Source organism: Kitasatospora sp. NPDC058162 (assembly GCF_042884005.1).
Lineage (GTDB): Bacteria > Actinomycetota > Actinomycetes > Streptomycetales > Streptomycetaceae > Kitasatospora.
Map to the genome: position 1 here is coordinate 308,135 of NZ_JBHVUS010000005.1, position 25,296 is coordinate 333,430.

The 25,296-nt window shown below is 72.8% G+C and carries 22 protein-coding genes; 12 read left to right on the forward strand and 10 right to left on the reverse strand.

From position 1 onward, the window contains the following. Positions 1–10 precede the first annotated feature (10 nt). The 4 genes from ACFVXG_RS12995 to ACFVXG_RS13010 all read right to left on the reverse strand — a co-directional run bounded on the left by ACFVXG_RS12995 (position 11) and on the right by ACFVXG_RS13010 (position 4,909). The gene (locus tag ACFVXG_RS12995) at positions 11–961 is read right to left on the reverse strand and encodes a hypothetical protein (RefSeq protein ID WP_387926957.1); all 951 of its coding nucleotides are present in this window, start codon (positions 959–961) and stop codon (positions 11–13) included. 49 nt (positions 962–1,010) lie between these two features. After that, complete coding sequence (locus ACFVXG_RS13000; RefSeq protein WP_387926958.1) at positions 1,011–3,290, reverse strand: hypothetical protein; 2,280 nt, start codon at positions 3,288–3,290, stop codon at positions 1,011–1,013. Next, on the reverse strand, positions 3,287–4,078 hold the full coding sequence (locus tag ACFVXG_RS13005; RefSeq protein ID WP_387926960.1) for a hypothetical protein: 792 nt from the start codon (positions 4,076–4,078) through the stop codon (positions 3,287–3,289). Before ACFVXG_RS13005 ends, ACFVXG_RS13000 begins: the two co-directional genes overlap by 4 nt. Before the next feature lie 111 nt (positions 4,079–4,189). Continuing rightward, positions 4,190–4,909: a Crp/Fnr family transcriptional regulator gene (locus ACFVXG_RS13010; protein WP_387926962.1), complete on the reverse strand. Its 720-nt coding sequence runs from the start codon at positions 4,907–4,909 to the stop codon at positions 4,190–4,192. 240 nt (positions 4,910–5,149) lie between these two features. On the opposite strand from ACFVXG_RS13010, the gene ACFVXG_RS13015 reads away from it, so the two are divergent. From ACFVXG_RS13015 to ACFVXG_RS13030, 4 genes are all read left to right on the forward strand, one after another. Further along, the gene (locus ACFVXG_RS13015; protein ID WP_387926964.1) at positions 5,150–5,830 is read left to right on the forward strand and encodes a DUF4097 family beta strand repeat-containing protein; all 681 of its coding nucleotides are present in this window, start codon (positions 5,150–5,152) and stop codon (positions 5,828–5,830) included. Between the two features lie 157 nt (positions 5,831–5,987). Then, complete coding sequence (locus tag ACFVXG_RS13020; RefSeq protein WP_387926966.1) at positions 5,988–7,175, forward strand: sensor histidine kinase; 1,188 nt, start codon at positions 5,988–5,990, stop codon at positions 7,173–7,175. Continuing rightward, positions 7,172–7,852: a response regulator gene (locus tag ACFVXG_RS13025; RefSeq protein ID WP_387926968.1), complete on the forward strand. Its 681-nt coding sequence runs from the start codon at positions 7,172–7,174 to the stop codon at positions 7,850–7,852. Before ACFVXG_RS13020 ends, ACFVXG_RS13025 begins: the two co-directional genes overlap by 4 nt. 120 nt (positions 7,853–7,972) lie before the next feature. Beyond that, on the forward strand, positions 7,973–8,605 hold the full coding sequence (locus ACFVXG_RS13030) for a hypothetical protein (protein ID WP_387926969.1): 633 nt from the start codon (positions 7,973–7,975) through the stop codon (positions 8,603–8,605). On the opposite strand, the gene ACFVXG_RS13035 is transcribed toward ACFVXG_RS13030, so the two are convergent. Both ACFVXG_RS13035 and ACFVXG_RS13040 read right to left on the reverse strand, forming a co-directional pair. Further along, on the reverse strand, positions 8,602–10,395 hold the full coding sequence (locus ACFVXG_RS13035; RefSeq protein ID WP_387926971.1) for a hypothetical protein: 1,794 nt from the start codon (positions 10,393–10,395) through the stop codon (positions 8,602–8,604). The genes ACFVXG_RS13030 and ACFVXG_RS13035 overlap by 4 nt on opposite strands. After that, positions 10,392–11,456 (reverse strand): ATP-binding protein, encoded by a 1,065-nt coding sequence (locus ACFVXG_RS13040; protein WP_387926973.1) that lies wholly within the window; start codon positions 11,454–11,456, stop codon positions 10,392–10,394. The genes ACFVXG_RS13035 and ACFVXG_RS13040 overlap by 4 nt, the downstream gene beginning before the upstream one ends. 110 nt (positions 11,457–11,566) lie before the next feature. Here ACFVXG_RS13040 and ACFVXG_RS13045 point away from each other — a divergent pair, with 110 nt between their 5' ends. The 4 genes from ACFVXG_RS13045 (at position 11,567) to ACFVXG_RS13060 (ending at position 15,990) form a co-directional block, all read left to right on the forward strand. Next, the gene (locus ACFVXG_RS13045) at positions 11,567–12,307 is read left to right on the forward strand and encodes an NAD-dependent deacetylase (protein ID WP_387926975.1); all 741 of its coding nucleotides are present in this window, start codon (positions 11,567–11,569) and stop codon (positions 12,305–12,307) included. Between the two features lie 74 nt (positions 12,308–12,381). Beyond that, on the forward strand, positions 12,382–13,596 hold the full coding sequence (locus ACFVXG_RS13050; protein ID WP_387926977.1) for a cytochrome P450: 1,215 nt from the start codon (positions 12,382–12,384) through the stop codon (positions 13,594–13,596). 21 nt (positions 13,597–13,617) lie between these two features. Then, positions 13,618–14,616, forward strand: a complete 999-nt coding sequence (locus ACFVXG_RS13055) for an ADP-ribosylglycohydrolase family protein (protein ID WP_387926978.1) — start codon at positions 13,618–13,620, stop codon at positions 14,614–14,616. A 48-nt stretch (positions 14,617–14,664) separates the two neighbouring features. Beyond that, a complete protein-coding gene (locus tag ACFVXG_RS13060; protein WP_387926980.1) occupies positions 14,665–15,990 on the forward strand; it encodes a serpin family protein in 1,326 nt (441 codons plus the stop codon). A gap of 47 nt (positions 15,991–16,037) precedes the next feature. Here the strand turns inward: ACFVXG_RS13060 and ACFVXG_RS13065 are convergent, their stop codons facing one another. The 4 genes from ACFVXG_RS13065 to ACFVXG_RS13080 form a co-directional block, all read right to left on the reverse strand. Continuing rightward, positions 16,038–17,153: an ADP-ribosylglycohydrolase family protein gene (locus tag ACFVXG_RS13065; protein WP_387926982.1), complete on the reverse strand. Its 1,116-nt coding sequence runs from the start codon at positions 17,151–17,153 to the stop codon at positions 16,038–16,040. 48 nt (positions 17,154–17,201) lie between these two features. After that, positions 17,202–18,485, reverse strand: a complete 1,284-nt coding sequence (locus ACFVXG_RS13070) for a DUF2786 domain-containing protein (RefSeq protein WP_387926984.1) — start codon at positions 18,483–18,485, stop codon at positions 17,202–17,204. A 71-nt stretch (positions 18,486–18,556) separates the two neighbouring features. Further along, positions 18,557–20,170, reverse strand: a complete 1,614-nt coding sequence (locus ACFVXG_RS13075) for a transporter (RefSeq protein WP_387926985.1) — start codon at positions 20,168–20,170, stop codon at positions 18,557–18,559. Beyond that, complete coding sequence (locus ACFVXG_RS13080) at positions 20,167–20,994, reverse strand: ABC transporter ATP-binding protein (protein WP_387926987.1); 828 nt, start codon at positions 20,992–20,994, stop codon at positions 20,167–20,169. The genes ACFVXG_RS13075 and ACFVXG_RS13080 overlap by 4 nt, the downstream gene beginning before the upstream one ends. Positions 20,995–21,269: 275 nt before the next feature. On the opposite strand from ACFVXG_RS13080, the gene ACFVXG_RS13085 reads away from it, so the two are divergent. From ACFVXG_RS13085 to fusA, 4 genes are all read left to right on the forward strand, one after another. Further along, the gene (locus ACFVXG_RS13085) at positions 21,270–21,809 is read left to right on the forward strand and encodes a DUF1707 and DUF4190 domain-containing protein (RefSeq protein ID WP_387926988.1); all 540 of its coding nucleotides are present in this window, start codon (positions 21,270–21,272) and stop codon (positions 21,807–21,809) included. A 410-nt stretch (positions 21,810–22,219) separates the two neighbouring features. Then, positions 22,220–22,591: a 30S ribosomal protein S12 gene (gene rpsL, locus ACFVXG_RS13090; RefSeq protein ID WP_014144289.1), complete on the forward strand. Its 372-nt coding sequence runs from the start codon at positions 22,220–22,222 to the stop codon at positions 22,589–22,591. A 2-nt stretch (positions 22,592–22,593) separates the two neighbouring features. Further along, positions 22,594–23,064 carry a 30S ribosomal protein S7 gene (gene rpsG / locus ACFVXG_RS13095; protein WP_030055803.1) on the forward strand — a complete coding sequence of 157 codons (471 nt, stop codon included), beginning with the start codon at positions 22,594–22,596 and terminating at the stop codon, positions 23,062–23,064. A gap of 39 nt (positions 23,065–23,103) precedes the next feature. Then, positions 23,104–25,209 carry an elongation factor G gene (gene fusA / locus ACFVXG_RS13100; RefSeq protein ID WP_387926990.1) on the forward strand — a complete coding sequence of 702 codons (2,106 nt, stop codon included), beginning with the start codon at positions 23,104–23,106 and terminating at the stop codon, positions 25,207–25,209. The last annotated feature ends 87 nt before the right edge of the window (positions 25,210–25,296 follow it).

The window sequence follows — 25,296 nt, forward strand, 5'->3', positions numbered from 1 at the left end:
CTCCTCGGGTTCACTGCGGCAGCGGAGGGTTCGGGCCCTTGTCGAGCCGGGGCGTGCCCGGGCCGGCGGGCCGGTGGCGCAGGATCGCTTCGAGTGCGGCCTTCGCGTCCTGGCGCGGGCCCTCCAACTCGAAGTCCTCCAGGGCGTTCTGGTCGAGCAGCCGCTGGATCACGTGGAGCTGGCCCTGGACCAGCTCCTGCTGCTCGTCCTTCAAGTACGTGAGGGCCGCTTTCAGGTCCTCGGGGTGAGCGGCCACCTGGAGGGCCCAGGCGGTCACCCCGCCCTGCTCCAGGTAGTACTGGTAGAACTTCGCCTTCGCGGCGAGGACCTCGTTGGACTCCTGGACCTGCCGGAGGGCGTGCGGGTGGGCCTGGGTGTCGAAGTGGTAGCCGCGCAGCCGCTCCTTCTGCTCCCGGGCGGCCTGGTCGATGTCCAACTGGACGGCGCAGCGCACCCGCAGGCCCTCGGCCTCGGCGACCGGGTACTCGTCCAGCGCCGCCTGGACGGCGGACTCGGCCTCGCCGCTCTGGTCGGTGCTGAGGTGGCGGGTGACCGCCCGCATCCGCTGCCGGATCCGCGGGACCAGGAGCGCCGGGACGTCGCGGATCCGGCTCGCCACCACCAGCTCCGCGGCCGACACCTGCCAGTCGATCTCCACCACGGCCTCGAAGGCGCCGACGTCGTCCCGGCCGGGCAGCCGCTCCTCGGCCCGCAGGTGGTGCAGGCCGAGGTCGACCTCGTACGCGGCCTGGTAGCCGCGGCCCACCAGGTCGCTGAACCCCGGGCGGTGCGGGGGGAGGTAGACCTGGTGGTCACCGGCCGGGGTGGTCAGGACCAGGGCGGAGTCGGCCCGGGCGGCCGGCCGCTTGGGCAGGCCGAGCGCGCGGCCCAAGGGGTGGACCGTCAGGACCGGGTCGATGAGGTCCCCGGCGGGGAGGTCGGGGCGGTGTCGTGCCGACATGCGCGGGTGCTCCAGGATCGGGACGGGTCGGTTTGCGGCGGACGGTTCTTCAGCCGCTGGAGGGAGGCGACGGTTGCCGGCTGTCGTGAACGGTGCGGATGAGGTGATCGAGCCGTTCTCGATCTCGGGCGGTGACGGCCAGGTCGTCGAAGAGTTCGGTGAGCTCGGCCTCGGTCTCCGGTTGCTCGACGGAGCTGAGCAGCCAGTCGCGCATGACGTTCAAGGCCGAACTCCGGTAATCACGGTCGGCGAGTGCGCTGCGCCACATCGTGACCAGCAGGGCTCGGACACACGGCGGTTGTTCCGGTGTCGGTAGGACGGTGATCGTGATCGGGCCGCTGGGATCGGGACGCGGGCTCTGGGTGTACCAGCCGAGCATCAGCGGCCGGCCGGTGGCGACGGCGGTGTCCTCAGTGCGTTGCGCGGCGGTGAGGAAGGTGGTCAGGGCGAGATGCCGCAGCTGGACGGATTCGGAGAGCCAGCTGACCATGGCAGCCAGGGCCTGCGGACCTTCGGCGGACAGAAGCAGCAGCTCGGCGGCCTCCACCAGACCTAGTGCCTGGTAACGGTCGGGATGCTCGTCGTCATCGGTGTGTTCATCGGGGCTGACTGCGCCGAGGAGATCGTCGAATTCGTCCTCGGCGAGTCGCCCGGCGGCCATGGTGATGGCTTCCAGAGCCTGTCCCGGAAGCAGGTGGCCGAGCAGGGCGTAACCGCGGATGGCGGTCCAGCGGCGGCGGTCGTGGTCGTCTTCGCACCAGTCCCGCAGGATGCGGGGGACGGCAGCGGTGCCGGCGTAGTAGGCGAGAACGAGGCTGTTGGCTGCTTGGAGGCAGAGCCGGAAGTCCTTCGACTCGGACCAGGGGCCGAGCAGTCGGCTCATCGCTGACGTCAGGTCGACGGATGCGAGTAGCGCCACTGTGGAGGCCACCCGGGTGCGGACCAGGGCGCGGGCGTCGGTGGCCAGGGCGTTGAGCCAGGCCAGGATTGCCGGCCGGGCGGAGGGATGGCTGGTCCAGGTCTCGCGCAGCAGGGTGTGCGACGTGCGGGGATCGCTGAAGGAGGCCATGCGCTGTGGAACCGGGCCCCAAGGGGTCTGCTCGTTCTCCTCGGTCAGCTCGGCCCGGGCGAGTGCCAGGCGGCCCTCGATCGAGTTGCCGAAGGGAGGGATTCCCTCCTTCTGGTAGGGGGTGGCGATCGTTTCCAACCGTCGGAAGAGCTGGTCGGACAGTTCCGCGGTGAGGGCGTACGGAGCATGGTCGAAGACGGCGAGTGAGAGCAGGAAGGCCTTCTCCCGAAGGGGAATCTCGGCGTCCCCGAACCAGCGTCCCACCTGCTCCTGGATGACCCCTCGGCCGAAATCCGTGAGAGCTGGGTGCTCGGCTTCTTGGGGCGAGCACTCGGACAGCGGAACGGCGAATTCAGCCAGTTCCCGAATCGCTCGGGTTCTGGCGAGGAAGCTCTCGACCGGCTCCAGAGCGAGCAGTTCGTCCACGTGCACGGCCGACTGGTCGGAGAGCAGCACATTCAGGTGAGCCGTCAGTACGTCGCGTGGCGGTGGTGGTTGCCAGTCGACGACCGGCAGGTCGCGAAAGGTGCTGGAGCGGACGGCAGTGATGACCAGGTAGCCGTCCTGTTTGCTGAGGGTTTCACGGAGGCGGTCGAGGTCGGGTCGGCGGAGAGGGCGGGCACGTGAGGTCATGTAGTCCGCGAGCAGGTAGCCTCCGGCCCGTTCGACCCCGGTGAGCATCGCGGCTGGCGAGATGTCGGGATCGAGGTTGCGGATTCGGCGGGCGCCCAGTCGGTGCAGCAGCATCAGCCCGGCCGATCGGCGGCCGCTGTCGGCATGCCCGGTGAGAATCAGCACCCGGTGCTCACGCAGGACGTCGAGGGCCTGGTCGAAGACCGGCCCCTCCTGGAAGACCTTCGCCAGAGCGGTGAGTTCGATGCCAGGGATCTCGCCGGAACTGTGTAGGGGAGTGCCGAAGGCCGACCCGAGTTGGTAGTCGATCTGGAAGATCGTGGTTTTGTGGCCGGTGACGACGTCGCCGTGGACTTCGCCGCCGGAGACAGTGTGCTGGTCGCCGCCGACCAGGTCTCGGCCGAAGCGAGGGCTGCCGCCGGCGAAGAGATAGCCCTGGCTGGCGAATGACTCAGGAACGTGCTCCAGCAGTTCCTGAGCGGCCTCCCAGGCGTTCTGGGGTTGTTCGGGCGGGGCTTCCTGTGGCTCGGCGGCTTCCTCCGCGGCCTCGTTCGGCTTCTGGTCGGCGCCGGGTTGCTGAGGTGCAGGCGGCGTCGGGGCCGCGGCCTCCGCCTCGGTGGCGGTCATCGGGTGCCGCCGATGGTGTTGCCGGTGTTGACGTCGCCGTGGACCTGGCCGCCGGAGACGGTGTGCTGGTCGCCGCCGATCAGGTTGCCGCCGAAGGTCGGGGTGCCGCCGAGGAACTGGAAGGTGGCGGCGCCTTGGGTGGCGGCTGGCGCCTGGGCGGCCGCCGGGGTCGGGGTGGCGGGCGGGGTGTCGACCGGGGTGCCGGGGGCGGGCTCGCCGTGGAGCCAGGCCGGGAAGGCGCCCTCCTTGCCCTGGACGGTGACCCGGTGGAAGGTCTCGGGGGCCAGGCCGCCGTGGCCGTGCCGGACGATGCCCTGGTAGAGCGAGTCGGACACGCCGAGCACGCAGGGCCCGTCCCGGTGCCGGAGGGCTTCGCGCAGGGCGGTCGAGTCGAGCAGCCGGAAGGCCTGGTTGAGGTCCCAGCCGACGGCGCCGCCGAGTGCTCCGCCGAGTTCCTGGACGGCGACCTCGCCGGAGGCGAGCACGATCCGCAGCCGTACCCGGGCGCTGTCGGCCGCGAGGCGGTTGTTGGCGTGCAGCAGGGTGGGGGTCTCGTTGATCAGCGCGTGCAGCAGTCCGGTCTTGGGGACGGTGGCGCTGATCAGGGCCATCACCGAGTCGCCACGGTCCTCCAGGCGCTGTTCGGCGGGTTCGACCCCGGCGCTGCGCAGCGTCTCGTGCAGGACGGAGTAGAGCATGCGGCGCATGAAGGCCTGCTCGACGTCGTCCCGCCGGCCGAACTGTTCGATGTCCAGCAGCAGGATGGTGTGGTTCACCGGGTCGGTCATGGTCGCCTTTCGGTTCGTCGTCGGGCCCCAGCCTGCCCGTTGCGGGCAGGTCGGTGTGAGCGCCGTTGAGGTACTCGCTCTGTGACGGTGTGCACAGAACTTCTGTGCGGGTCAGCGGAGTTGGCCGGGCCTCCGGAGCAGGTCGGGGCGCGCGATGACCAGGGAGCGGCGGCTGGTGACGACGATGCCGCGGTCCCGCAGGGACTTGAGCAGGCGGGCGACGGCCTCCCGGGAGGCGCCGACCGAGCCGGCGAGTTCCTGCTGGCTGAGCGGCACGGAGACGACGATGCCCTCGGCGGTGCGGCGGCCGTGGGTGCGGGCGAGTTCCAGCAGGAGGTCGGCCAGGCGTTCGCTGACGCTGAGCGAGGCGGACTTCAGCCGGTGGTGGTCGGCGGCGCGCAGCCGGTCGGTGGAGAGCGCCAGGAGCTGCATCGAGGCGGCGGGGGTGTTCCGGAGGTAGGCGGTGAAGGCGGCGCGGTCGACGGCGGTGGCCGAGACCTGCTCCAGGGCGGTGACGGTGGCGGCCCGGGGCCGGCCGCTGAGGGCGGCGGATTCGCCGACGATGTCGCCGGGCCCGCGCAGGGCGAGCAGGGCCTCGTACCCGTTCTCGGCGAGGGCGGTGACCTTCAGCCAGCCGTGCAGGACGAGCAGGACGTGGTCGGAGGGTTCGCCCTCGCGCAGCGCGGTGGAGCGGGCGGGGTAGTCGAGCCGGCGGCCGAGGGCGAGCAGCGCGGTGCGGTCGGCCTGGTCGAGCCGGGCCAGGAAGGGCACCCGGTCGTCGAGGCCGTGACCGGTCGCGGGACCCGGTCCGCCGGGCGGCGTGTTGGCCATGCCTGATCAGCCCTCGTCGGTTTCGCCTTGGCGCGGTCTGGCCCGGGAACGCCGAGCGCGGGCAAACAAGCTACTCGCGCTGGGGCTCCCGCGCCGGTGAATCGGCGAATTACCCGAGGTTGCCCGGTCTCCCCCGTGCGGGGGAGGGGCCGGAACCACTCCGGGGAGGGAGGTGGAGCGGGGGGTGGTCGCGGGAGGGTTCTCGGTGTCGGGATGACGGGGCTTGCGAAGGGGCCGGACATGAACACGAAGCGGGTGCTGGGCGCGGTGGCGATCACGGCGGCGGTGGTGCTGGGGATGCAGGGGTGCCTGCCGTTCCTGGAGTCGGACGAGCGCCGGACGGTGACGTACGGGGTGGCCGAGTCGGTCAAGGAGCTGGTGGTCGAGGGGGAGAACGGCGGGGTCGTGGTGACCGGCACCGGGGACGCGGTGCACGTCGTCGAGAAGCAGAGCTACCGGGGCTCCGCGCCGAAGACCACCCACGAGGTGAAGGACGGCGTGCTGCGGCTGGGGTACTCGTGCGACTCCTGCGGGGTGGGGTACGAGGTGCAGGTGCCGGCCGGCACCAAGGTGCGGATCAAGGAGGAGAACGGCGGGGTGCGGCTGGCCGGGCTGGCCGCCGAGGTGGACGCCGCGGTGGAGAACGGCGGGGTCGAGGCCACCGGGCTGACCTCCCCGACGGCGCACCTGAGCGCGACCAACGGCGGGGTGCGGGCGGACTTCGCGGCGGCGCCGGCGGCGCTGGAGGCCAAGGTCGGCAACGGCGGGGTGCGGCTGCGGGTGCCGTCCGGGGCGGCGTACGCGGTGGACGCGCAGGCCGGGAACGGCGGGTCGGACGTGAGCGTCCCCTCGCAGCCGGGTGCGGCGCACAGCATCACGGCGCGGGCGGAGACCGGCGGTGTGACGGTCAGCGGTGTCTGAGCGGGCGGTGTCCGGGCGCGCGGTGTCCGAGCGGCCGCGGTTCGACCGGGCGGGGGCCGACCTGGCGGTGTCCGACCGGGCGGTGCCGGAGGTTCTGCCGGTAGGGCATGATCTTCTCCGCGGGGGCGGGGTCCCCGGGTACGGGGGAGGTACGACGGTGGAGCGCGCGGCGCGGTGGCGGAGCCGGACGGCCGGGCTGAGCCCGTACGTGCTGGACACCTTCCTGGCGGCCTGTTCGGCGGCGGTGTCGCTCTGGTCGGTCTACAACGACGACACGGCCTGGCCCTGGTGGGTGTACCTGGTGGCGGTGTCCACCGCGCTGTTCCTGCCCTGGCGGCGGAAGGCCTCGCTGCTCGTCCTGATCGTGGGCGCCGCGCCCTCGCTGGTGCTGTCGGTGGTGGCGCACTCGGCGAACCCGCAGGTGCCGCTGTACGCGGTGATCGGGATGTACACGGTGGCGGAGCGCTTCCCCGACCGGCAGCGCTGGCCGGTGCTGGCGGCGGTGGTGGCGGCCAATGTGGTCGGCACCCATTCGCCGAACGGCGCGCTGTTCAGCGTGCTGACCTCGGGCGGTTCCTTCGTCTTCGGCGCCCTGGTGCGCACCCAGCGGGAGCTGGCCCGGATGCAGGCGGAGCGGGCCCGGGAGGCGGGGGTGCGGGCGGCCAGCGAGGCGGCCCGGGCGGTCGCCGAGGAGCGGGCCCGGATCGCCCGGGAGATGCACGACATCCTGGCGCACGCCGTGTCGTTGATGGTCATCCAGGCCGAGGCCGGGCCGCTGGTGGTGCGCGACAACCCGGACCGGGCGATCCGCGCCTTCGACACCATCGCCGACGCGGGCCGCGACGCGATGGTCCAACTGCGGCGGGTGCTCGGGGTGTTGAAGGACCCGGAGGCGGAGCGGGAGCTGGCGCCGCAGCCCCGGCTGGCCGAACTCGCCGACGTGGCCGAGCGGGTGCGCGGGGCCGGCCTGCGGGTGGACCTCGAACTCGCCGACGCCCTGGACGGGTTGCCCGCCGACGTGGAGGCGGCCGCGTTCCGGATCGTGCAGGAGGCGCTGACCAACACCGTCAAGCACTCCGGGGCCGACCGGGTCGCGATCCGGGTGGGGCGGGCCGGCGGGGTGCTGGAGGTGGTGGTCTCCGACAACGGTCGCGGGGTGCCGCTGACCGCCGACCGTACGGTGGCCGGCTGGTCCGGTGGGCGCGGGCTGGTCGGCATCCGCGAGCGGGCCGCGGCCTGCGGCGGACGGGCCGAGGCCGGCCCGGGGCCGGAGGGCAGGGGTTTCCTGGTGAGTGTCCGGCTGCCGCTGGGGCCGGCGGGCGTGGTGGAGAGGGTGGGCGGATGACGCCGATACGGGTGGTGGTCGCGGACGACCAGGAGCTGGTGCGGGCCGGGTTCGGGATGATCCTGGACGCGCAGCCGGACATCGAGGTGGTCGCCGAGGCCTGCGACGGCGCCGAGGCCGTGGAGGCGGTGCGGGCGCACAATCCGGACGTGCTGCTGCTGGACGTCCGGATGCCGGTGATGGACGGCCTGGAGGCGGCCCGCCGGGTGTGCGAGGAGTTCCCGGCCACCAAGGTGATCATGCTGACCACCTTCGACATCGACGACTACGTCTTCGACGCGCTGTACGCGGGCGCCAGCGGCTTCCTGCTGAAGGACGTCCGCCGGGACGACCTGGCGCACGGGGTGCGGATGGTCGCCTCGGGGGAGGCGCTGCTCGCGCCCTCGGTGACCAAGCGGCTGATCGGCGAGTTCGCCGCCCGCCGCCCGGGCGGCCGGGAGCGGGCGGTGCGGCCGCCGTCCAAGCTGCTGGAGCAGCTGACCCTGCGCGAGCAGGAGACGCTGCGGCTGATCGCGCGCGGGCTGTCCAACGCGGAGATCGCGGCCGAGCTGGTGGTCAGCGAGCACACCGTGAAGACCCACGTCAGCAATGTGCTGAGCAAGCTCGGGCTGCGTGACCGGGTGCACGCGGTGGTGTTCGCGTACGAGGCCGGGGCGGTCGTGGTGGGGGATTCCTGAGGGAATCCCCCTTGCGGGGGAGGGGCCGGGTTCGCCGGTGCGGGCGATCCGCGACGAGGGGGTCGGCCGGGAGGCTTTGCGGTGTCGGAACGGACCACGGACACCGCAGGAGATCGTCAGATGAACGCCACTCAGAACGGCCAGGACACCCGGAACACCCGTCTCACCGCCTACGCCGTCGTCGGCGCCCCCGCCCTGATGGCCCTGTACGGCGGCATCCGCCTGGTGCCCGGCTCCCGCGAGCCGGGCCTCGGCTGGACCCTCGGCCACACCGCGATGTTCGCCGGGCTGCTGCTCTTCGCCCCGGTCTTCCTCGCCCTGCGCCGACTGATCGCCCCGCGCGGCACACTGCCCGGACGGCTGGCGGCGGGCGCCGCGCTGGGGACGGCCTTCGCGGGTCTGGCGGCCTCGCTGGCGCAGATCGGGATCGACCTGTACGTCGGCCTGGCCTCTGCGACCAAGGACGAGCAGTCGCGGCTCTTCGAGCGCATCCAGTCCGTCCCGGGCGTGCTCGCCGCGGTGTACAAGGTCGGCCCGCTGCTGTTCTACGTCGGCCTGCTGGCCCTGCTGGTCGCCGCCGCGGTGGGCGCGGCCCGGACGCTGCGCTGGTGGAGCCCGGTGCTGATGCTGGTCGGCACCGTCGCCTCGGCGGCCGACCTGGCCTTCATCCCGCTGGCCGCCGCCTGCTACCTGGTGGCGCTGTCCCCGCTGGTGCGGATCGAGGCTCCGGCACCCCGTACGGTGCTGGCCTAGCTCATCCGGAAGACCGGCCCGCGCGGGGTGAACGGCAGCCCGGCGCCGCGCGGGACGAGGAAGGCGTGCTCGCGACGCACCCGCAGGACGTCGCACTCGCCGTCGGTGATCACCAGGACGGGCGCCCCGGGCGGGAAGTCCTCGGCCCGCTCCAGCAGGTCGATGCCCGGCTGGAGGACGGTGCCGCCGCGCCCGTGCACCCGGAGCCGGCCGGCGATTTCCTCGACCGGCAGGTACCCGGCGTCGTGCGGGGCGGCGTCGCAGTGCACCACCCGGGCGGCCGGGACGTCCCGGGCGGCGGCGTAGGAGGCGATCGCGCCGAGCGCCTTGCCGAGCAGGGTCCGGTCCATCGAGCCCGAGGTGTCCAGGAGGACGCCGAAGGTGCAGCGCGGCACCTCCTCCTCGGGGCGGTAGCGGCCGGCCCGGGGGATGTCCGGGGTGGCGGACTGCCGACGGGCCGGGCGGGAGTAGCTCCGCACCGGCTCCGGGCTCGGCACGAACTCGTCGAACCAGCGGGCCAGTTGGGCGTCCCAGGGGAGCGGCGGGTGGGCCAGGGCGCGGATCTCCTCGACCAACCCGGCCGGGAGCAGCCCGCGTTCGCGGCCGTGCAGCTCGAAGCCCTGCTGGAGGCCGCGCCGGTAGAAGTCGTCCAGGTCGACGTAGTCCCGGGGCGGCCCGAGCGGTTCGCCGAGGAGGTCCGGGCGGTTCTTCCCGGCCAGGGTGGCGAGGCGGCGGATCCGGCGCTGGTCGCGGGCGATCCGGTCGTACACCTCCTCGGCCGACAGCCCCTTCAACTGCGGGTCGTGCAGCAGCCCGTCGGGCATCTCGCCGACGTCCATCTCCAGCAGCCAGCCGTTGATGACGTAGTCGGCGGCGACGTTGAACAGGAACGGGTCGCGGCCGCCGCGGCGCTCGCCGTGCCGCAGGGCGGCGTGCAGGATCTCGTGGCCGAGGATGAACCGCCACTCCTCGTCGGAGTAGCGGCGCAGCGGGTTGATGTAGATCTCGGCGGCCTCGGCGTTGACGGCGGCGACGGCGATGTCGTGGGCCCGGGTGAGTTCGGCGTCGGCCACCACGGTGAGGCCGGCCGCGATGCCGCCGAGCAGGGGGTACGAGGAGACGAACCAGTTGAGCGCCCGGTTCCAGGGCCGCTCGGGCAGCCGCTCGCCGGTGGCGGCGTCGATCCGGCCGCCGGCCCGGTCCATCGCGGCGGACATGGTGCGGGTGAGGGCGGCCGCGAAGGCGGCCGGCCAGTCCTCGCGGGCCTGGCCGTGGCCGTGCCACTCGACCAGCAGCTGGTCGCGCTCGGCGGTGCCGGCCGTGCCGACGGTCTCGGCCGGGGGCAGGCCGTCGCGGCGCCAGCGCTCGGCCAGCTCCTCCTCGTCGCCGCCCGGGTACTCCTGGGGGAGGGTGACCGGGGCGCGGCCGACCGGGAAGGTGGCGAGGAAGCGGTTGACCACGGCGCACCGGGCGGCCGCCTGGTACGGGTCGGGCTGGGGCCGGGCGCTGCGGGCGCCCGGGAGGTGGCCGAAGCCGAGGTGCAGCAGGCCGTGCGCCAGCACCCAGGCCCACTCCGCGGGTTCGGCCCGGCGCCGCGGGTTGACGTGCAGGGTGCCGTTGGAGTCCACCACCGCCCAGCCGTCCGGCGGGGCGGTGGTGCAGTCCTCGCTGCGGCAGACGTCGGCGCGCAGGGCGGCGAAGGCCGGGTTGGCGCGCAGCAGTCGGAGGCCCTCGGCGAAGGCCTCGGCGCCCGGGTCGGGCTTCTTGCGGTCGGCCGGGCCGCGCTTCACCGGCGGGCCTCGACCAGCCGGGGCATGTCGCGGGCGGCCTCGATCAGGAACCAGGGGGGCAGCACGGGGTTGCCGTCCGAGCCGTCGGCGATCACCGTCTGGGCGACCTCCACCGAGATCTCGGCCAGCTGCACCAGCAGCGACTTGGCCCGGAAGGCGGTCTGCCGCTGCGCCCCGGAGGCGTGCTCCTTGCTGGCGGGCAGCTCCTTGACCAGCCGGCCGCGGAAGGCGTCGGCCAGGTAGTAGAGCAGGTCGCGGTCCTCCAGCCGGTGCGGCCAGCGGGCGTCGCCCTTGAGGATCGCGTCCAGGCCGTAGGAGTTGCGGACGATCTTCGCGTAGCCGCAGAAGGCGATCGCGTGCTGCGGGGTGAGCAGCCCGTACGCGACCACCTTGAGGGTCTCCTCGTCCAGGGTCGGGCCGAAGGAGTGCAGCGCGTCGGAGAGCATGTGCCAGGCGCGCGGGGTGGAGAACGGCTCCTCGGTCTTGGGCGGGGCGGACCACAGGTGGTCGGGCCGGTCGGTGAGGTGGTCCAGGATCCAGGGGTGGATGTCGGCGCCGGCGGCCCAGCGCAGCCAGTCCTCGGCGCTGGCCCGCAGGTGGACGTGGACCATGCGGTTGACCAGCGCGGAGGCCATCGGGCGGGCGAGCGCGCCGTCGGTGGCGCGGTTCCCGGCGCCGATCACGATCGAGCCGGGCGGCAGTTCGTAGGAGCCGATCCGGCGGTCCAGGATCAGCGAGTAGAAGGCCTTCTGGACGTCCGGCGAGGCCGCGTTGAGCTCGTCCAGGAACAGGCAGTACGGCTCGTCGCGGGCGATCTGCTCGGGCGGGCAGAACCGGGAGCGGCCCTCGGGGGTGAGCTGGGGGACGCCGATCAGGTCCTCCGGGGCGAGCTGGGTGCCGACCAGGCTCACGCACTCCAGGCCGAGCGACTCGGCGAACGCCCTGACCAGGGAGGACTTCCCGATGCCGGGTGCGCCCCAGAGGAACACCGGGCGGACGGTGGCCAGGCCGAGCAGCAGCTCGGGGATCTGGGCGGGCGAGACGCTGACTGCTCCCTGCACGGGGCTCCTTCAAGGACGGTGTGTGACCGGCCCAGTGTGCGGCGGGAGTTGGCCGGGCGCACCCGGATTTTCGGTGGCCCGGGCGGCCCGGCGCCCGTACCGTCCGGGGCATGAACCAGAAGCGCCCCCTGATCGCCGTGCTCACCGGCGCGGGCATCTCGACCGACTCCGGCATCCCCGACTACCGCGGCCCGCAAGGGCTTTGGCGCAATGACCCGTCGGCGCAGCGGATGGTCACCCTCGGGCCCTACCTCGCGGATCCGGAGGTCCGCCGAGCGGCCTGGGTGATGCGCGGGGAGGCCGGCGCACTGGCGGCCGAGCCGAACGCCGGGCACCGGGCGCTGGTCGAGCTGGAGCGTTCCGGGCTCCCGGTCCGGGTGCTCACCCAGAACGTGGACGGGCTGCACCAGCGGTCCGGGCTGCCCGCCCGCAAGGTGCTCGAACTGCACGGCACCGCGACGGAGGTGCAGTGCGTCGGCTGCCGGGCGGTCGGCCCGATGGCGGACGCGCTGGCCCGGGTCGGGGCCGGGGAGCCGGACCCGGCCTGCCGGGAGTGCGGCGGGATCCTGCGGCCGCGGACGGTGATGTTCGGGGAGGCGCTGGACCCGGTGGTGCTCCAGCAGGCCGACGCCATCGCCAAGGCCTGCGACCTGTTCATCGCGGTGGGCACCAGCCTCCAGGTCTACCCGGTGGCCTCGTTGCCGCAGATCGCGCTGGAGTCCGGTGCCCGGCTGGTGGTGGTGAACGGCGAACCGACGCCGTTCGACGAGGCCGCGGCCGAGGTGGTCCGGGAGCCGATCTCGGTGGCGCTGCCGGAGCTGGTGCGCAGGCTGGTGCGGGAAGGGGCGTAAGGACCCTTTACGGACGTACCGCCTGCGTACGATGATCGTCCCGGCTTCCCCTCACGGCCTGGAGTGATCGACCGATGACGACGACGGCGAAGTTCGACCCCTGGTCGACGGAGTTCGTGGCCCACCCTTACGACGCGTACGCCGAGCTGCGCGAGCACGCGCCGGTCACGTACTTCGAGCCGACGAACCAGTGGCTCGTCTCGCGCCACGAGGACGTCAGCGCCCTGCTGCGCGACCGGCGGCTCGGCCGCACCTACACCCACCGGTTCAGCCACCAGGAGTTCGGCCGCCCCGAGCCCGACCCGGCGCACGAGCCCTTCCACACCCTCAACGACCACGGGCTGCTCGACCTGGAGGCCCCCGACCACACCCGGATCCGCCGGCTGGTCTCCAAGGCCTTCACCCCGCGCATGGTCGAGGGCCTGCGGCCGACCGTCCGGCGGCTGGCCGGGGAACTCGTCGACGGGCTGCTCGCGGCCGGCGGCGGCGACCTGATCGCCGCCGTCGCCGAGCCGCTGCCGGTCGCCGTGATCGCCGAGATGCTCGGCGTCCCGGAGAGCGACCGGCACCTGCTGCGCCCCTGGTCCGCCGACATCACCGGGATGTTCGAGCTCAACCCGAGCGAGGAGACCGCCCGCCGGGCCGTCACCGCGAGCATCGAGTTCTCGGACTACCTGCGCGGCCTGATCCGCGAGCGCCGGGGGAACCCGGGGACGGACCTGATCAGCGCGCTCATCCAGGCCCAGGAGGGCTCCGACGCGCTCAGCGAGCAGGAGATGGTCTCCACCTGCGTGCTGCTGCTCAACGCCGGCCACGAGGCGACCGTCAACACCACCGGCAACGGCTGGTGGGCGCTGTTCCGCCACCCCGCGGAACTCGCCCGGCTGCGCGGCTCGGTGGACGAACTGCTGCCCACCGCCGTCGAGGAACTGATGCGCTGGGACACCCCGCTGCAGATGTTTGAGCGCTGGGTGCTGGAGGACATCGAGGTCCGCGGCGTCACCGTCCCGCGCGGCGCCGAGATCGCCCTGCTCTTCGGCTCCGCCAACCGCGACCCGGAGCGCTTCGCCGACCCCGACCGCCTCGACCTCGGCCGCACCGAGAACCCGCACGTCACCTTCGGCGCCGGAATCCACTTCTGTCTGGGCGCGCCCCTTGCCAGACTGGAGCTCACCGAGTCCTACGGCACGCTGCTGCGCCGGGCCCCGGGCCTGCGGCTGGTCCGCGAGCCCGAGTGGAACCCGGGCTACGTGATCCGCGGGCTCAAGGAGCTGTTGGTCGAAGTGTGACGGGAAGCGGGGGAGAAGGCCGTGGGCAAGGCGACGGGGGCACTGCTGGGGTTGGCGATCGGCGACGCGATGGGCCGGCTGACCGAGTTCCAGGACGTCGAGCGGATCGCCGCCGACCACCCGGACTGGCGGCGGCTCCCGCTGCCGCAGAAGGCGCTGGTCACCGACGACACCCAGATGACGCTCGCCCTCGCCCGCGGCCTGCGCACCGCCCTGGCCCGCGGCCCACTGACGCCGCTGCGGCTGGAGCGCCCGGTCCGCGAGGAGTTCGTCGACTGGTGGCGCTCCCCGTCGAACAACCGCGCCCCCGGGATGACCTGCCTGCGCGCCTGCGAGCGGCTCAGCCACGACAAGTACCGCTGGCAGCAGGCCAGCGACGTGGGCTCCAAGGGCTGCGGCGCCAACATGCGGGTCGCCCCGATCGGGCTGATCCGCGAACTGGACGCCCGGCAGCTCTCCGGCGCCGCCCAACTGCAGTCCGCGCTCACCCACGGCCACCCGACCGCGCTCGCCGCGAGCGACCTCACCGCGTACGCCGTCCGCAAGCTCGCCGAGGGCGTCCCGCCCGCCGGACTGCCCGCCGTGCTGCGGGCGTACGCGCTGGCGAGCCGCGAGCGGTACGACGAGTTCTGGCTCGGCGACCTCGCCGCCCGCTGGTACGGCGCCTCCCCGCAGACCGTCCTCGCCCGCGGCTGGGACGACTGCCTCAAGGTCCTCGACCAGCTGGACGCCGCCCTCGCCGCACCCGACGTGGAGGCCGACCCCTGCCTGGCCACCGGCGAGGGCTGGGTCGCCGAGGAGGCCTTCGGCACCGGCCTGCTCTGCTTCCTGCTGATGCCCGACGACCCGGTGGCGGCCGTCCGCCGGGCCGCCTACTCCAGCGGCGACTCCGACTCGCTCGCCTGCCTGACCGGCGCCTTCGCCGGCGCCCACCACGGCGAGGCGGTCTGGCCGGCGGAGTGGGTGGAGCGGATCGAGTACCGGGACGAGCTGCTGGAGTTCGGCGCGCTCTGGGACTGAGCCGGCACCGAGCCGGAACCGGCCGGCGGGGTGCCGCGTCGAAGGGCCATGACGAACAGCAGCAGCGGAACCCGTCGTCGCCCACCCCGCCGCCCCGCGGCGCTGCTCCTCGCCGCCGCGCTCGCCACCCCGCTGGTCAGCGGCTGCGCCAGCACCGGCGGCGCCGCCGCCACCGGGGAGCTGCGGGCCTCCGCACCGGCGAGCCGGCCCGCCGTCGACCCGGCCGCGGTGGCCGCCACCGCCAAGGCCACCGACGCCTTCGGCCTGGACCTCCTGCACGCCCTCACCGCGCCGCCGGACGCCGCCGGACACAACCTGGTGGTCTCCCCGTCCGGGCTGTCCACCGTGCTCGCCATGCTGCTGCCCGGCGCGCGCGGGGCGACCGCCGAGGAACTCGCCAAGGCCCTGCACACCGACCTCGACCCGAAGCAGTACGCCCTCGCCACCGGCGCGCTGAACCGGCCCGTCCCGGCCACCGACGGGCTCACCCTGCGCCAGAGCGACCAGGTCTGGACGCAGCAGGGCTTCCCGGTCGAGCCCGACTACCTGGCCGCCCTCGCCACCGCCTTCGACGCCGGAGTGCACACCACCGACTTCAAGAAGGACCCCGACGGCTCCCGCCAGGCCGTCAACGCGGCCGTGGAGAAGGCCACCGAGGGGCGGATCAAGGACCTCTTCGCAGCGGGCGCGATCAACGGGGACACCCGGCTGGTCCTCACCGACGCGCTCTACCTCAAGGCGAAGTGGGCCTCCGCGTTCAAGCCCGGGCAGACCGCGGACCGCCCGTTCCACAAGCTCGACGGGTCCGCCCCGGCCGTCCCGTCGATGGGCCAGACCGGCGAGTTCAAGTACGCGGACGGCTCCGGCGGGATCGTCGGGGAGCCCTGGCAGGCCGTCGAACTCCCGTACCAGGGCGGAAACCTGGCGATGGACCTGATCGTCCCCGCGCAAGGCGGCTTCGCCGCCTTCACCAAGGGCCTGGACCAGCCCCAGCTCGACCGGATCCTCGGCGCCCTCGCCGAACGGCCCGTCGACCTCCAGCTGCCGCGCTTCCGGTTCGACACCTCGAACGAGCTGAGCCCCGCGCTGCGCTCGCTCGGCGTCCACTCGGCCTTCGACCACGCCGACCTCGGCGGCGTCGCCAAGGACCCGCTCGCCGTCAGCACGGTGGTGCAGAAGGCCACCGTCCAGGTCGACGAGGAGGGCACGGTCGCGGCGGCCGGCAGCGGCGTCGGGGTGGGCGTCGCGGCGGCGCCCGCCCCGGACAAGCCCGTCCGGCTGCACATCGACCGGCCGTTCCTGTTCCTGATCCGGGACACCGCCACCGGGCGGCCGCTGTTCCTCGGCCAGGTCGCCGACCCGCAGGCGAACTGAGGGGTGAACCGAGGGGCGAACCGAGGGGCGAACCGAGGCGGGTCCGGCTACCAGGCCGGGTAGCGCCCGCCGAGCGCCGGGTGGCCCGGGTCGCGGCTGCCGAACAGCACCAGCAGGTCGTCCGCGACCGTCAGCAGCTCGGCCCGCCCCTCGACCGCCGCCGCCCAGTCGGCGGGCAGCGCCGAGGCGCCGTACGCGGCCCCGACCAGGTTGCCGCAGACCGCGCCGGTGGAGTCGCTGTCCCCGGAGTGGTTGACCGACAGCAGTAGCGCGGTGCGCACCGGGTCGGGGTCGAGGGTGGCCGCCAGCAGCGAGTACACCGCGATGGCCAGGCACTCCTCGGCGATCCAGCCGAGCCCGACCCGCTCCACGGTGTCCGCCGAGGGCTCGGCCTCCTGGGCCAGCCGCACCGCCCGGGCCAGCGCCTGGACGGTCTCCTTGGACTTCGGCAGCTCGCGGATCTGCTCCACCGTCTCGCCGACCGCCGCCCACGGCTCCGTCCCGGCCGCCAGCCGCTCGATCAGCGCCGCGAAGGCGCCCGCCGCCAGGTAGCCGGTCGGGTGCCCGTGGGTGAGCTGGGCGCACTGCACGGCCAGCCCGAAGGACTGCTCGACGCCGAGCCGGGCGAGCCCGAACGGCGCCGCGCGCATCACCGAACCGCAGCCCTTGGAACCGGGGTTGATCGGCCCGGGACTGCCGAGCGGGGCCGGCGCCTCGAACACCGGGTGCTCGGACACCCCGCTCAGGCAGGCGTTGCCCGGCGCCCGCCGCGCGTACAGGAACGGCCGGCCGAGCAGCCAGCCGTCGTACGGGCGCGGCTGCGGCTCGGTGTCCGGCTCGGGCTGGTACTGGGTCCGCAGCCAGCGCCGGTAGGCGCCGTGCACGGCCTCCGGCACCGAGCCGCCGCCGCCCGACCAGCCGCGGACGAAGCCGCGGATCAGGCCCTCGGCGGTGAACAGCGTCATCTGGGTGTCGTCGGTGACCTCCACCGGCCCGGCGCTCCGGGACGGCAGCGCGGTCACGCCCTGCGGACCGAACCGGTCCCGGATCTGGTGGAGTTGCTGGAACTCCACCGGCCAGCCCAATGCGTCGCCGATCGCGCCGCCGAGCAGCGCACCGCGCACCCGGTCCCGGTATCCCGACTCCGCCGCCGACTCCGTCACGTCGAATCCCCCTTCGTTCGTGGCGGGTCGTTTCTATCAGGCGGGCCGTCAGTTGTGGATCTCGCCCCGCCCGTGCAGCGCGGCGCGGTCGGCCGCGGCCCGCCCGGCCGCCCAGCCCTCGCCGTCGCTGACCCGGACCCGCTGGGAGACCAGCTTCGGGAACAGCCGGCCGACCTCGTCGTCCACCGCCGCCGAGCGGGCGGCCAGCGCGGGCAGCAGCCGCTCGTCCGGCAGCAGCTGCTCCTCGGTGCCGTCCTCGCGCAGGTGGCGGCCGGCCGCGGCGTCGCTGGTGGCCCGCTCGGTGGCGGCGGTCAGCCGCTCGCGGATCCGCGCCGCGTAGGCGACCAGGAAGGACTGCCGGAAGGCCTTGCTGCGCGAGTCCTTGCCGGAGCCGGCCTTGTTCAGCGCGTGGGTGGCCTGCACCAGCAGCGAGGTGTAGAGCAGCTCGACGCCGTCCAGGTCCCCGTCGAAGCCGATCACGGTGCAGAAGCCGAACTCCTTCGCCCACACCACCCGGCACCGGTTGGCCGCCGCGACGGCGTCCAGCAGCATCGTCTTGGGTCCCTCGTACGGGTTGTCCACGCCGATCCGCAGCGCCGCCGGGGTGTTCCGGTCCGCCCCGGCGGCGGCCAGCAGCGCGTCGTCGATGCTGTGCTGGGCCATCAGCTGCTGGGCCTTGGCGGTCAGCGCCTCGGCCTCCTCCGGGAACTCGGTGGACTCGGCCTTGGCCAGCAGCGCCCGGATCCGGGCCAGCATCCGCGGCTCGCCGGTCACTGGTCCGGTAGGGCGCCGAACCGGCCCGGCCTGGCCGGACTGTCCCGGGGCGGGGCCGACCGGGGCGATCGGGGGCAGCCGGCCCCAGCTGCGCAGCAGCTCCAGGAGGGCGGTGGCGAGCGCGAAGCGGTCCAGCCGGTGGCGGTGGGCGAAGGCGCCCAGGTACTGCTCGTCGGCGGGCCACCAGACCTCGGCCTCCAGCTCGCGCAGCTGCTCGTGCCAGCGCCGGTCCAGGCTCGCGGCGGGGTGGCGGCGGCCCTCGGCGGCGATCAGGTCCACCGCGAGCGCCAGGTGGACGGGCTTGAGCCCGCGCCGCACCACCCGCACCAGGTCGGCCGGGCGCCACCCGGCGGACCAGCAGCGGCCCACCGCGGTGTCCGCGTACCCGAGCACCGCCCGGCTGACCGCCGGCCACTGCCCGGCCGAGGCGGCCAGCAGCGAGGCCCCGGTGTCCAGGGCGAGGTCCAGCCCCTCCTCCGGGGCGGTGAGCACCGGGCGCACCGCCTGCTCCAGCAGCGGCCCGGCGTTCCCGTCGCCCTGCTGCGCGCGCTTGCCCACGGTGTGTCCCTGCTCTCCTCGACGACCCGGCCCCTCCGGCCCATGATGCCGGAGGGGCCGGGCCGACCGAGCTACCGCTCGATGGCCTTGGCCATGATCTCCGGCACACGCTCCAGCAGCCGGGGCGCCGCCACCCGGATGCCGAGGGTGGCGATCAGGGCGCCGTAGAGCGGGCCGAGCAGCAGCAGCGGCCAGGTCGGCCCGTCCGAGCTCAGCGCCCAGAGCAGGTAGCCGCCGACCGGCAGCGCGAGCACCGCGACGCCGAGCATCGAGCCGAACTGGTTGAGCAGGATCAGCCCGCCCTGCCCGGGGGCGGCGTTGCGCATCGGGTTGCTGTCGGCCGGCATGGTGTACGGCGCGAGCACGCTGAACACCGAGCCGAGTGCGATGCCGCTGCCGAGCACCGCCAGCGCGAGGCCGAGCGCGGACGGCAGCCCGGCCCAGTCGCCGGTGACGGCGGCCAGCACCAGCCCGAGCACCGCGGTGACCGGGACGGCGTACGACAGCACCGCGTACGCCCGGCCGCGCAGCTCGTCCCGGGCGTCGGCGGGGGTGCGCAGGGTGGCGGCGACCATCCAGAACGCCGAGCCGTCCATGCCGAACAGGTTGAGCATCTGCAGTCCGAGGAAGGTCCCGGTCATCGCCAGCAGGTAGACGCTCGACCAGCCCTGGACGATCGACAGCACGCAGATCACCAGCGTCATCCCGACGCTGGTGAACAACGCGGCCTTGGCCCGCGGCTCGCGCCAGGCGTACCGCAGGTGGCGCTGCATCACCGCGCCGGTGCGGCCCTCGGGCAGGAACCGCCAGCCGCGGGTGCTCTGCACCCCGCGGGCCACCTCCAGGGTGGAGGAGTCGGCGGTGACCATCAGCTCCTGGAGGCTGCCGCGCCACCAGCGCAGCAGCAGGACGAGCAGCGCGCCGGCCGCGGCGAGCTGGAGCAGCGCCGCCCCGTACTCGCCCGCGCCGACGCTGCGGGGGGCGTCCGCGGCGCTGATCGGCGGGATCCAGCGCAGTACCGCGGCGATCGGCTTGAGCGGGCTGAGGTCGATGTCCTTGTCGTGCTGCCGGCCGAAGATGCTCTGCGAGCCGACGTTGGCGACCTGGACGAGCAGGGCGAAGGCCAGTCCGCCGAAGATCGCGAAGTCCTTGCCGCGCCGGCTGGAGAGCATCCGGGCGTTCCCGGCCGCGACCGCCCGGGACAGCGTGACCAGGCAGAGCAGGGCGAGCGGCACGGCGACCACGGCGGTGGCGGCCGAGGCGCCGCCGGTGGCGCCGGACAGCACCGCGCCGGTCACCAGCACCAGGCTGATCAGCGGACCGGGGCCGATCAGCGAGGCCAGCAGGGAGCCGCGCAGCAGCGGGCCGGGCCGCAGCGGCAGCATGGTGAGCCGGGTCGGGTCGGCGCTCTCGTCGCTGGAGAACAGGAACAGCGGCAGCGCGGCCCAGCCCAGGGTGAGCACGCCGAGCAGCATCACCCCGGTGTTCCCGGAGCCCTCGTAGCGCCCGTTGAGCATCGCCATGCCGAAGGCCGTGAGGCCCGCGAAGGCCAGTCCGAGGACGCCGCCGATGACGTACACGGCCGCCCGGCCCCGGCTGCGGCGCAGCCCGTTGCGCAGCAGCCGCAGCTTGAGTGCGACCAGGCCGCGGACCACCGTCCGTTCGTCGGGTACGGCGCTGGTCACTGGGCGCTCCCGCCGCCGAGCCAGCCGAGGGCCTGGCCGTCGTCCTCGCGGACGCCGATCAGCTCCAGGAAGGCCTCGTGCAGGCTGCGCCCGCCGCGGACGGAGTCCAGCGGGCCGTGGGCGATCACCCGGCCCGCGTTGACCACGGCGACCCAGTCGCAGAGCTGCTCGACCAGCTCCATCACGTGGCTGGAGAAGACCACGGTGGAGCCGGCCGCCGCGTACCGCTTGAGCACGCCGCGGATGGTCTGGGCGGAGACCGGGTCGACGCCCTCGAAGGGTTCGTCCAGGAACAGCACGTCGGGGTTGTGCAGCAGCGCGGCGGCCAGGCCGATCTTCTTGCGCATGCCGGTGGAGTAGTCGGCGACCAGCTTGTCGGCGTCCCGGCCGAGGTCCAGGACGGCCAGCAGCTCCTCGGCGCGGCGGTCCACCTCGGCGGCGGGCAGGCCACGCAGCCGGCCGGTGTACTGGAGCAGTTCGCGCCCGCTGAGCCGCTCGAACATCCGCAGGCCCTCGGGCAGGATGCCGATCCGGGCCTTGACCGTGACCGGGTCGGCCCACACGTCGGTGCCGTGCACCAGCACGCTGCCCTGGTCGGGCCGGAGCAGGCCGGTGACCATGGACAGCGTGGTGGTCTTGCCCGCGCCGTTCGGCCCGACCAGGCCGATGAACGCACCCGCGGGCAGCTCCAGGCTGAGCCCGGCGACCGCGGCCTGGGTGCCGAAGTGCTTCCACAGCCCCTGGATGCTGACGGCGGACGGGGTGTCCGGTCCGGGCCGGCCGACGGGGGTCGGTTCGGAGGGCGACGGTACTGACGCCTGCATGGCGGCCTTCTGTCTGTGCTCGTGGGTGGCTGTGCTCGTGGGTAGATGTGGGGTGGCGGGGTTGCTCCGGATCCCAGACTGGCACCGGCCGAACGGGCTGTCGCCCGCTTTGAGCATCCCCTGAGGCTGTCCGCCGAACGGGTGAGGCGCGCCGCCGGGTGACGGGCTTCCGAGAGCTGCCGGTCCGATCCGGCAACTACTCAGTTCCCCGGTTCGTCCTGCACTATGAGGACCAGTGAGCGCGCGGGGGTGCCGCGGCGCCCGGGAGGTGGCGGATGTCCGTTCAGCGGTGGGGCGACCAGGACCCGCAGCGGCAACCGGCGTGGGCGCCCGCCCCGCAGGCGGTCGGCCAGGTCGGGATGCGCGCCGGGCACGCGGACCGGGACCGCACGATCGACGTGCTGAAGGCCGCCTTCGCCGAGGGCCGGCTGTCCGCGCAGGAGTACGAGCAGCGGCACGAGGCGGCCGCCGCCGCCCAGACCTACGGCCAGCTGGCCACCCTGGTGGCCGACCTGCCGTCCGGGCCGATGCCGGCGCCGTTGCAGGCCGCGCAGCCCGTCCCGGCGACCTTCCTGGTGCCGCCGCCGATGCCGCAGGCCCGGCCCACCAGCGCGCTGGCGGTGGTCTCCCTGGTGTGCAGCCTGACCGGCTTCCTGATGCTGCCGGTGGTGCCCGCGGTGATCACCGGCCACCTCGCCCGCCAGCAGATCCGTGAGCGCAACCTGGACGGGGACTGGGCGGCCGTGCTGGGGCTGGTGCTCGGCTACCTGGGCGGCGCCTTCTGGCTGCTGCTCTTCCTGCTGGCCGTCGCCTAGACCGCCCCGACCGCCCCGCTGGCGGGTGCCCGTCGACTGTGGTAGAGCGGGTGGAAGGCGGCCCGACACCGGCCGGTCGCGCACGGGACACCGGGGCGACACCCGGCCGAAGGCCGCGACCTGCGGCGTTGCATTTGTTTTGACCGAGCCCCATGCGCTAGGTACGCTCTGACCTTGTGCCTGGGGTGTCCCCGGGTCCTTGTGCGTGCATGCACACCGGCCGCCGCGCCGAGTCGGAGCGCCCCAAAGCGCGCCGCGCGGAGAGCGCCGTCGCTGTACATCAGCCATGGGATTCCGTGTCGGAAGAAGCCCAACACACCCGACCGCGTGGGTCGACCACGGGGTTGTGTGCAAGGGAGACACCGCAGGTTAGTTCCACCAAGCCTTGGCACACAGAAAACGGAGAAACGGTGCCTACGATCCAGCAGCTGGTCCGAAAGGGCCGGCAGGACAAGGTCGAGAAGAACAAGACTCCCGCGCTGAAGGGCTCCCCGCAGCGTCGTGGGGTCTGCACGCGTGTGTACACGACCACCCCGAAGAAGCCGAACTCGGCGCTTCGCAAGGTCGCCCGTGTGCGCCTCACCAGCGGGATCGAGGTCACCGCTTACATCCCGGGCGAGGGCCACAACCTGCAGGAGCACTCCATCGTGCTGGTGCGCGGTGGTCGTGTGAAGGACCTTCCTGGTGTCCGCTACAAGATCATCCGCGGTTCGCTCGACACCCAGGGTGTCAAGAACCGCAAGCAGGCTCGCAGCCGCTACGGCGCCAAGAAGGAGAAGTAAGAATGCCTCGTAAGGGCCCCGCCCCGAAGCGCCCGGTCATCATCGACCCGGTCTACGGCTCCCCTGTCGTCACCCAGCTGGTCAACAAGATCCTGCTGCACGGCAAGCGCTCCACCGCCGAGCGGATCGTCTACGGCGCCCTCGAGGGCGTCCGTGAGAAGACCGGCTCGGACCCGGTCGTGACGCTGAAGCGTGCGCTGGAGAACGTCAAGCCGGCCCTCGAGGTCAAGTCCCGCCGTGTCGGTGGCGCGACCTACCAGGTTCCGGTCGAGGTCCGTCCGGGCCGCGCCAGCACCCTGGCGCTGCGCTGGATGGTCGGGTACTCCCGCGCCCGTCGCGAGAAGACCATGACCGAGCGCCTGATGAACGAGATCCTCGACGCCAGCAACGGCCTGGGCGCTTCCGTGAAGCGTCGCGAGGACACCCACAAGATGGCCGAGTCCAACAAGGCCTTCGCGCACTACCGCTGGTAGTCCCTACCCCGTCACTAGACAGAGAGAGAACGAGCCACCATGGCTGCAACCTCCCTTGACCTCGCCAAGGTCCGCAACATCGGGATCATGGCGCACATCGACGCGGGCAAGACCACCACCACCGAGCGGATCCTGTTCTACACCGGTGTGTCGTACAAGATCGGTGAGGTCCACGATGGCGCTGCCACCATGGACTGGATGGAGCAGGAGCAGGAGCGCGGCATCACGATCACGTCGGCCGCGACGACCTGTCACTGGACCGTCGACGATGCCGATCACACCATCAACATCATCGACACCCCGGGTCACGTCGACTTCACCGTCGAGGTGGAGCGTTCGCTGCGCGTCCTCGACGGCGCCGTGACGGTGTTCGACGGTGTCGCCGGTGTCGAGCCCCAGTCCGAGACCGTGTGGCGGCAGGCTGACCGCTACGGCGTCCCGCGCATCTGCTTCATCAACAAGCTGGACCGCACGGGCGCGAACTTCTTCTTCTGCGTCGACACCATCGTGGAGCGCCTCGGCGCCACCCCGCTGGTGATGCAGCTCCCGATCGGTGCCGAGGCGGACTTCCAGGGCGTTGTCGACCTGGTCCGCATGAAGGCCCTGATCTGGTCGGCCGAGGCCGCCAAGGGCGAGATGTACGACATCGTCGACATCCCGGCCGAGCTGCAGGACCAGGCGGACGAGTACCGCGAGACGCTGATCGACACGGTCTCGAACGTCAGCGACGAGATCATGGAGCTCGCCCTCGAGGGCGAGGAGATCCCGGTCGAGCTGCTGCAGGACGCGATCCGCAAGGGCACCCTGAACTCGGACTTCACCCCGATCTTCTGCGGTACCGCCTTCAAGAACAAGGGCGTTCAGCCCCTGCTCGACGCGGTCGTCAAGTACCTGCCGTCCCCGCTGGACATCGAGTCCGTCGAGGGCACGAAGCCGAACGACCCGGAGACCAAGATCTCCCGCAAGGCTTCGGACGACGAGCCGCTGGCCGCGCTGGCGTTCAAGATCATGTCCGACCCGCACCTGGGCAAGCTCACCTTCGTCCGGATCTACTCCGGCCGCCTGGAGTCCGGCACCTCGGTGCTGAACGCCGTCAAGGGCAAGAAGGAGCGCATCGGCAAGATCTACCGCATGCACGCGAACAAGCGTGAGGAGATCGAGTCGGTGGGCGCCGGCGACATCGTCGCCGTCATGGGCCTGAAGCAGACCACCACCGGTGAGACGCTGTCCGACGAGAAGAACCCGGTCATCCTGGAGTCCATGGACTTCCCGGCCCCGGTCATCCGCGTCGCGATCGAGCCCAAGTCCAAGGGTGACCAGGAGAAGCTGGGTGTCGCCATCCAGCGTCTCGCCGAGGAGGACCCGTCCTTCCAGGTCAACACGGACGAGGAGACCGGCCAGACCATCATCGCGGGTATGGGCGAGCTGCACCTCGAGGTGCTGGTCGACCGTATGAAGCGTGAGTTCAAGGTCGAGGCCAACGTCGGCAAGCCGCAGGTCGCGTACCGCGAGACGATCCGTCAGGCCGTCGAGCGCATCGACTACACCCACAAGAAGCAGACCGGTGGTTCCGGTCAGTTCGCCAAGGTGCAGATCGCGATCGAGCCGCTCGAGCAGGCCGAGGGCTACGAGTTCGTCAACAAGGTCACCGGTGGCCGCGTTCCGCGGGAGTACATCCCGTCGGTCGACGCCGGTTGCCAGGAGGCCATGGAGTTCGGCATCCTCGCCGGCTACCCGCTGCAGGGTGTCCGCGTGAGCCTGCTCGACGGTCAGGCGCACGACGTCGACTCCTCCGAGCTCGCGTTCAAGATCGCCGGTTCGATGGCTTTCAAGGAAGGCGCGAAGAAGGCCAAGCCGGTCCTCCTCGAGCCGATGATGGCCGTCGAGGTCACCACGCCCGAGGACTACATGGGCGACGTGATCGGCGACATCAACTCTCGCCGTGGCCAGATCCGGTCCATGGACGAGCGTCACGGTGCCCGCGTCGTCACGGCGCTGGTGCCCCTCTCCGAGATGTTCGGCTACGTCGGTGACCTGCGCAGCAAGACCTCTGGTCGCGCGAGCTACTCGATGCAGTTCGACTCGTACGCCGAGGTCCCCAAGGCCGTGGCTGAGGAGATCATCGCCAAGTCCAAGGGCGAGTGACGTCCCGATATTCGGGATGATTCACACCCCTTAGGCTCTTAGGAGGTGACCTGGGAGGATCCGTCCGGATCCTCCCAGGGCCTCCGG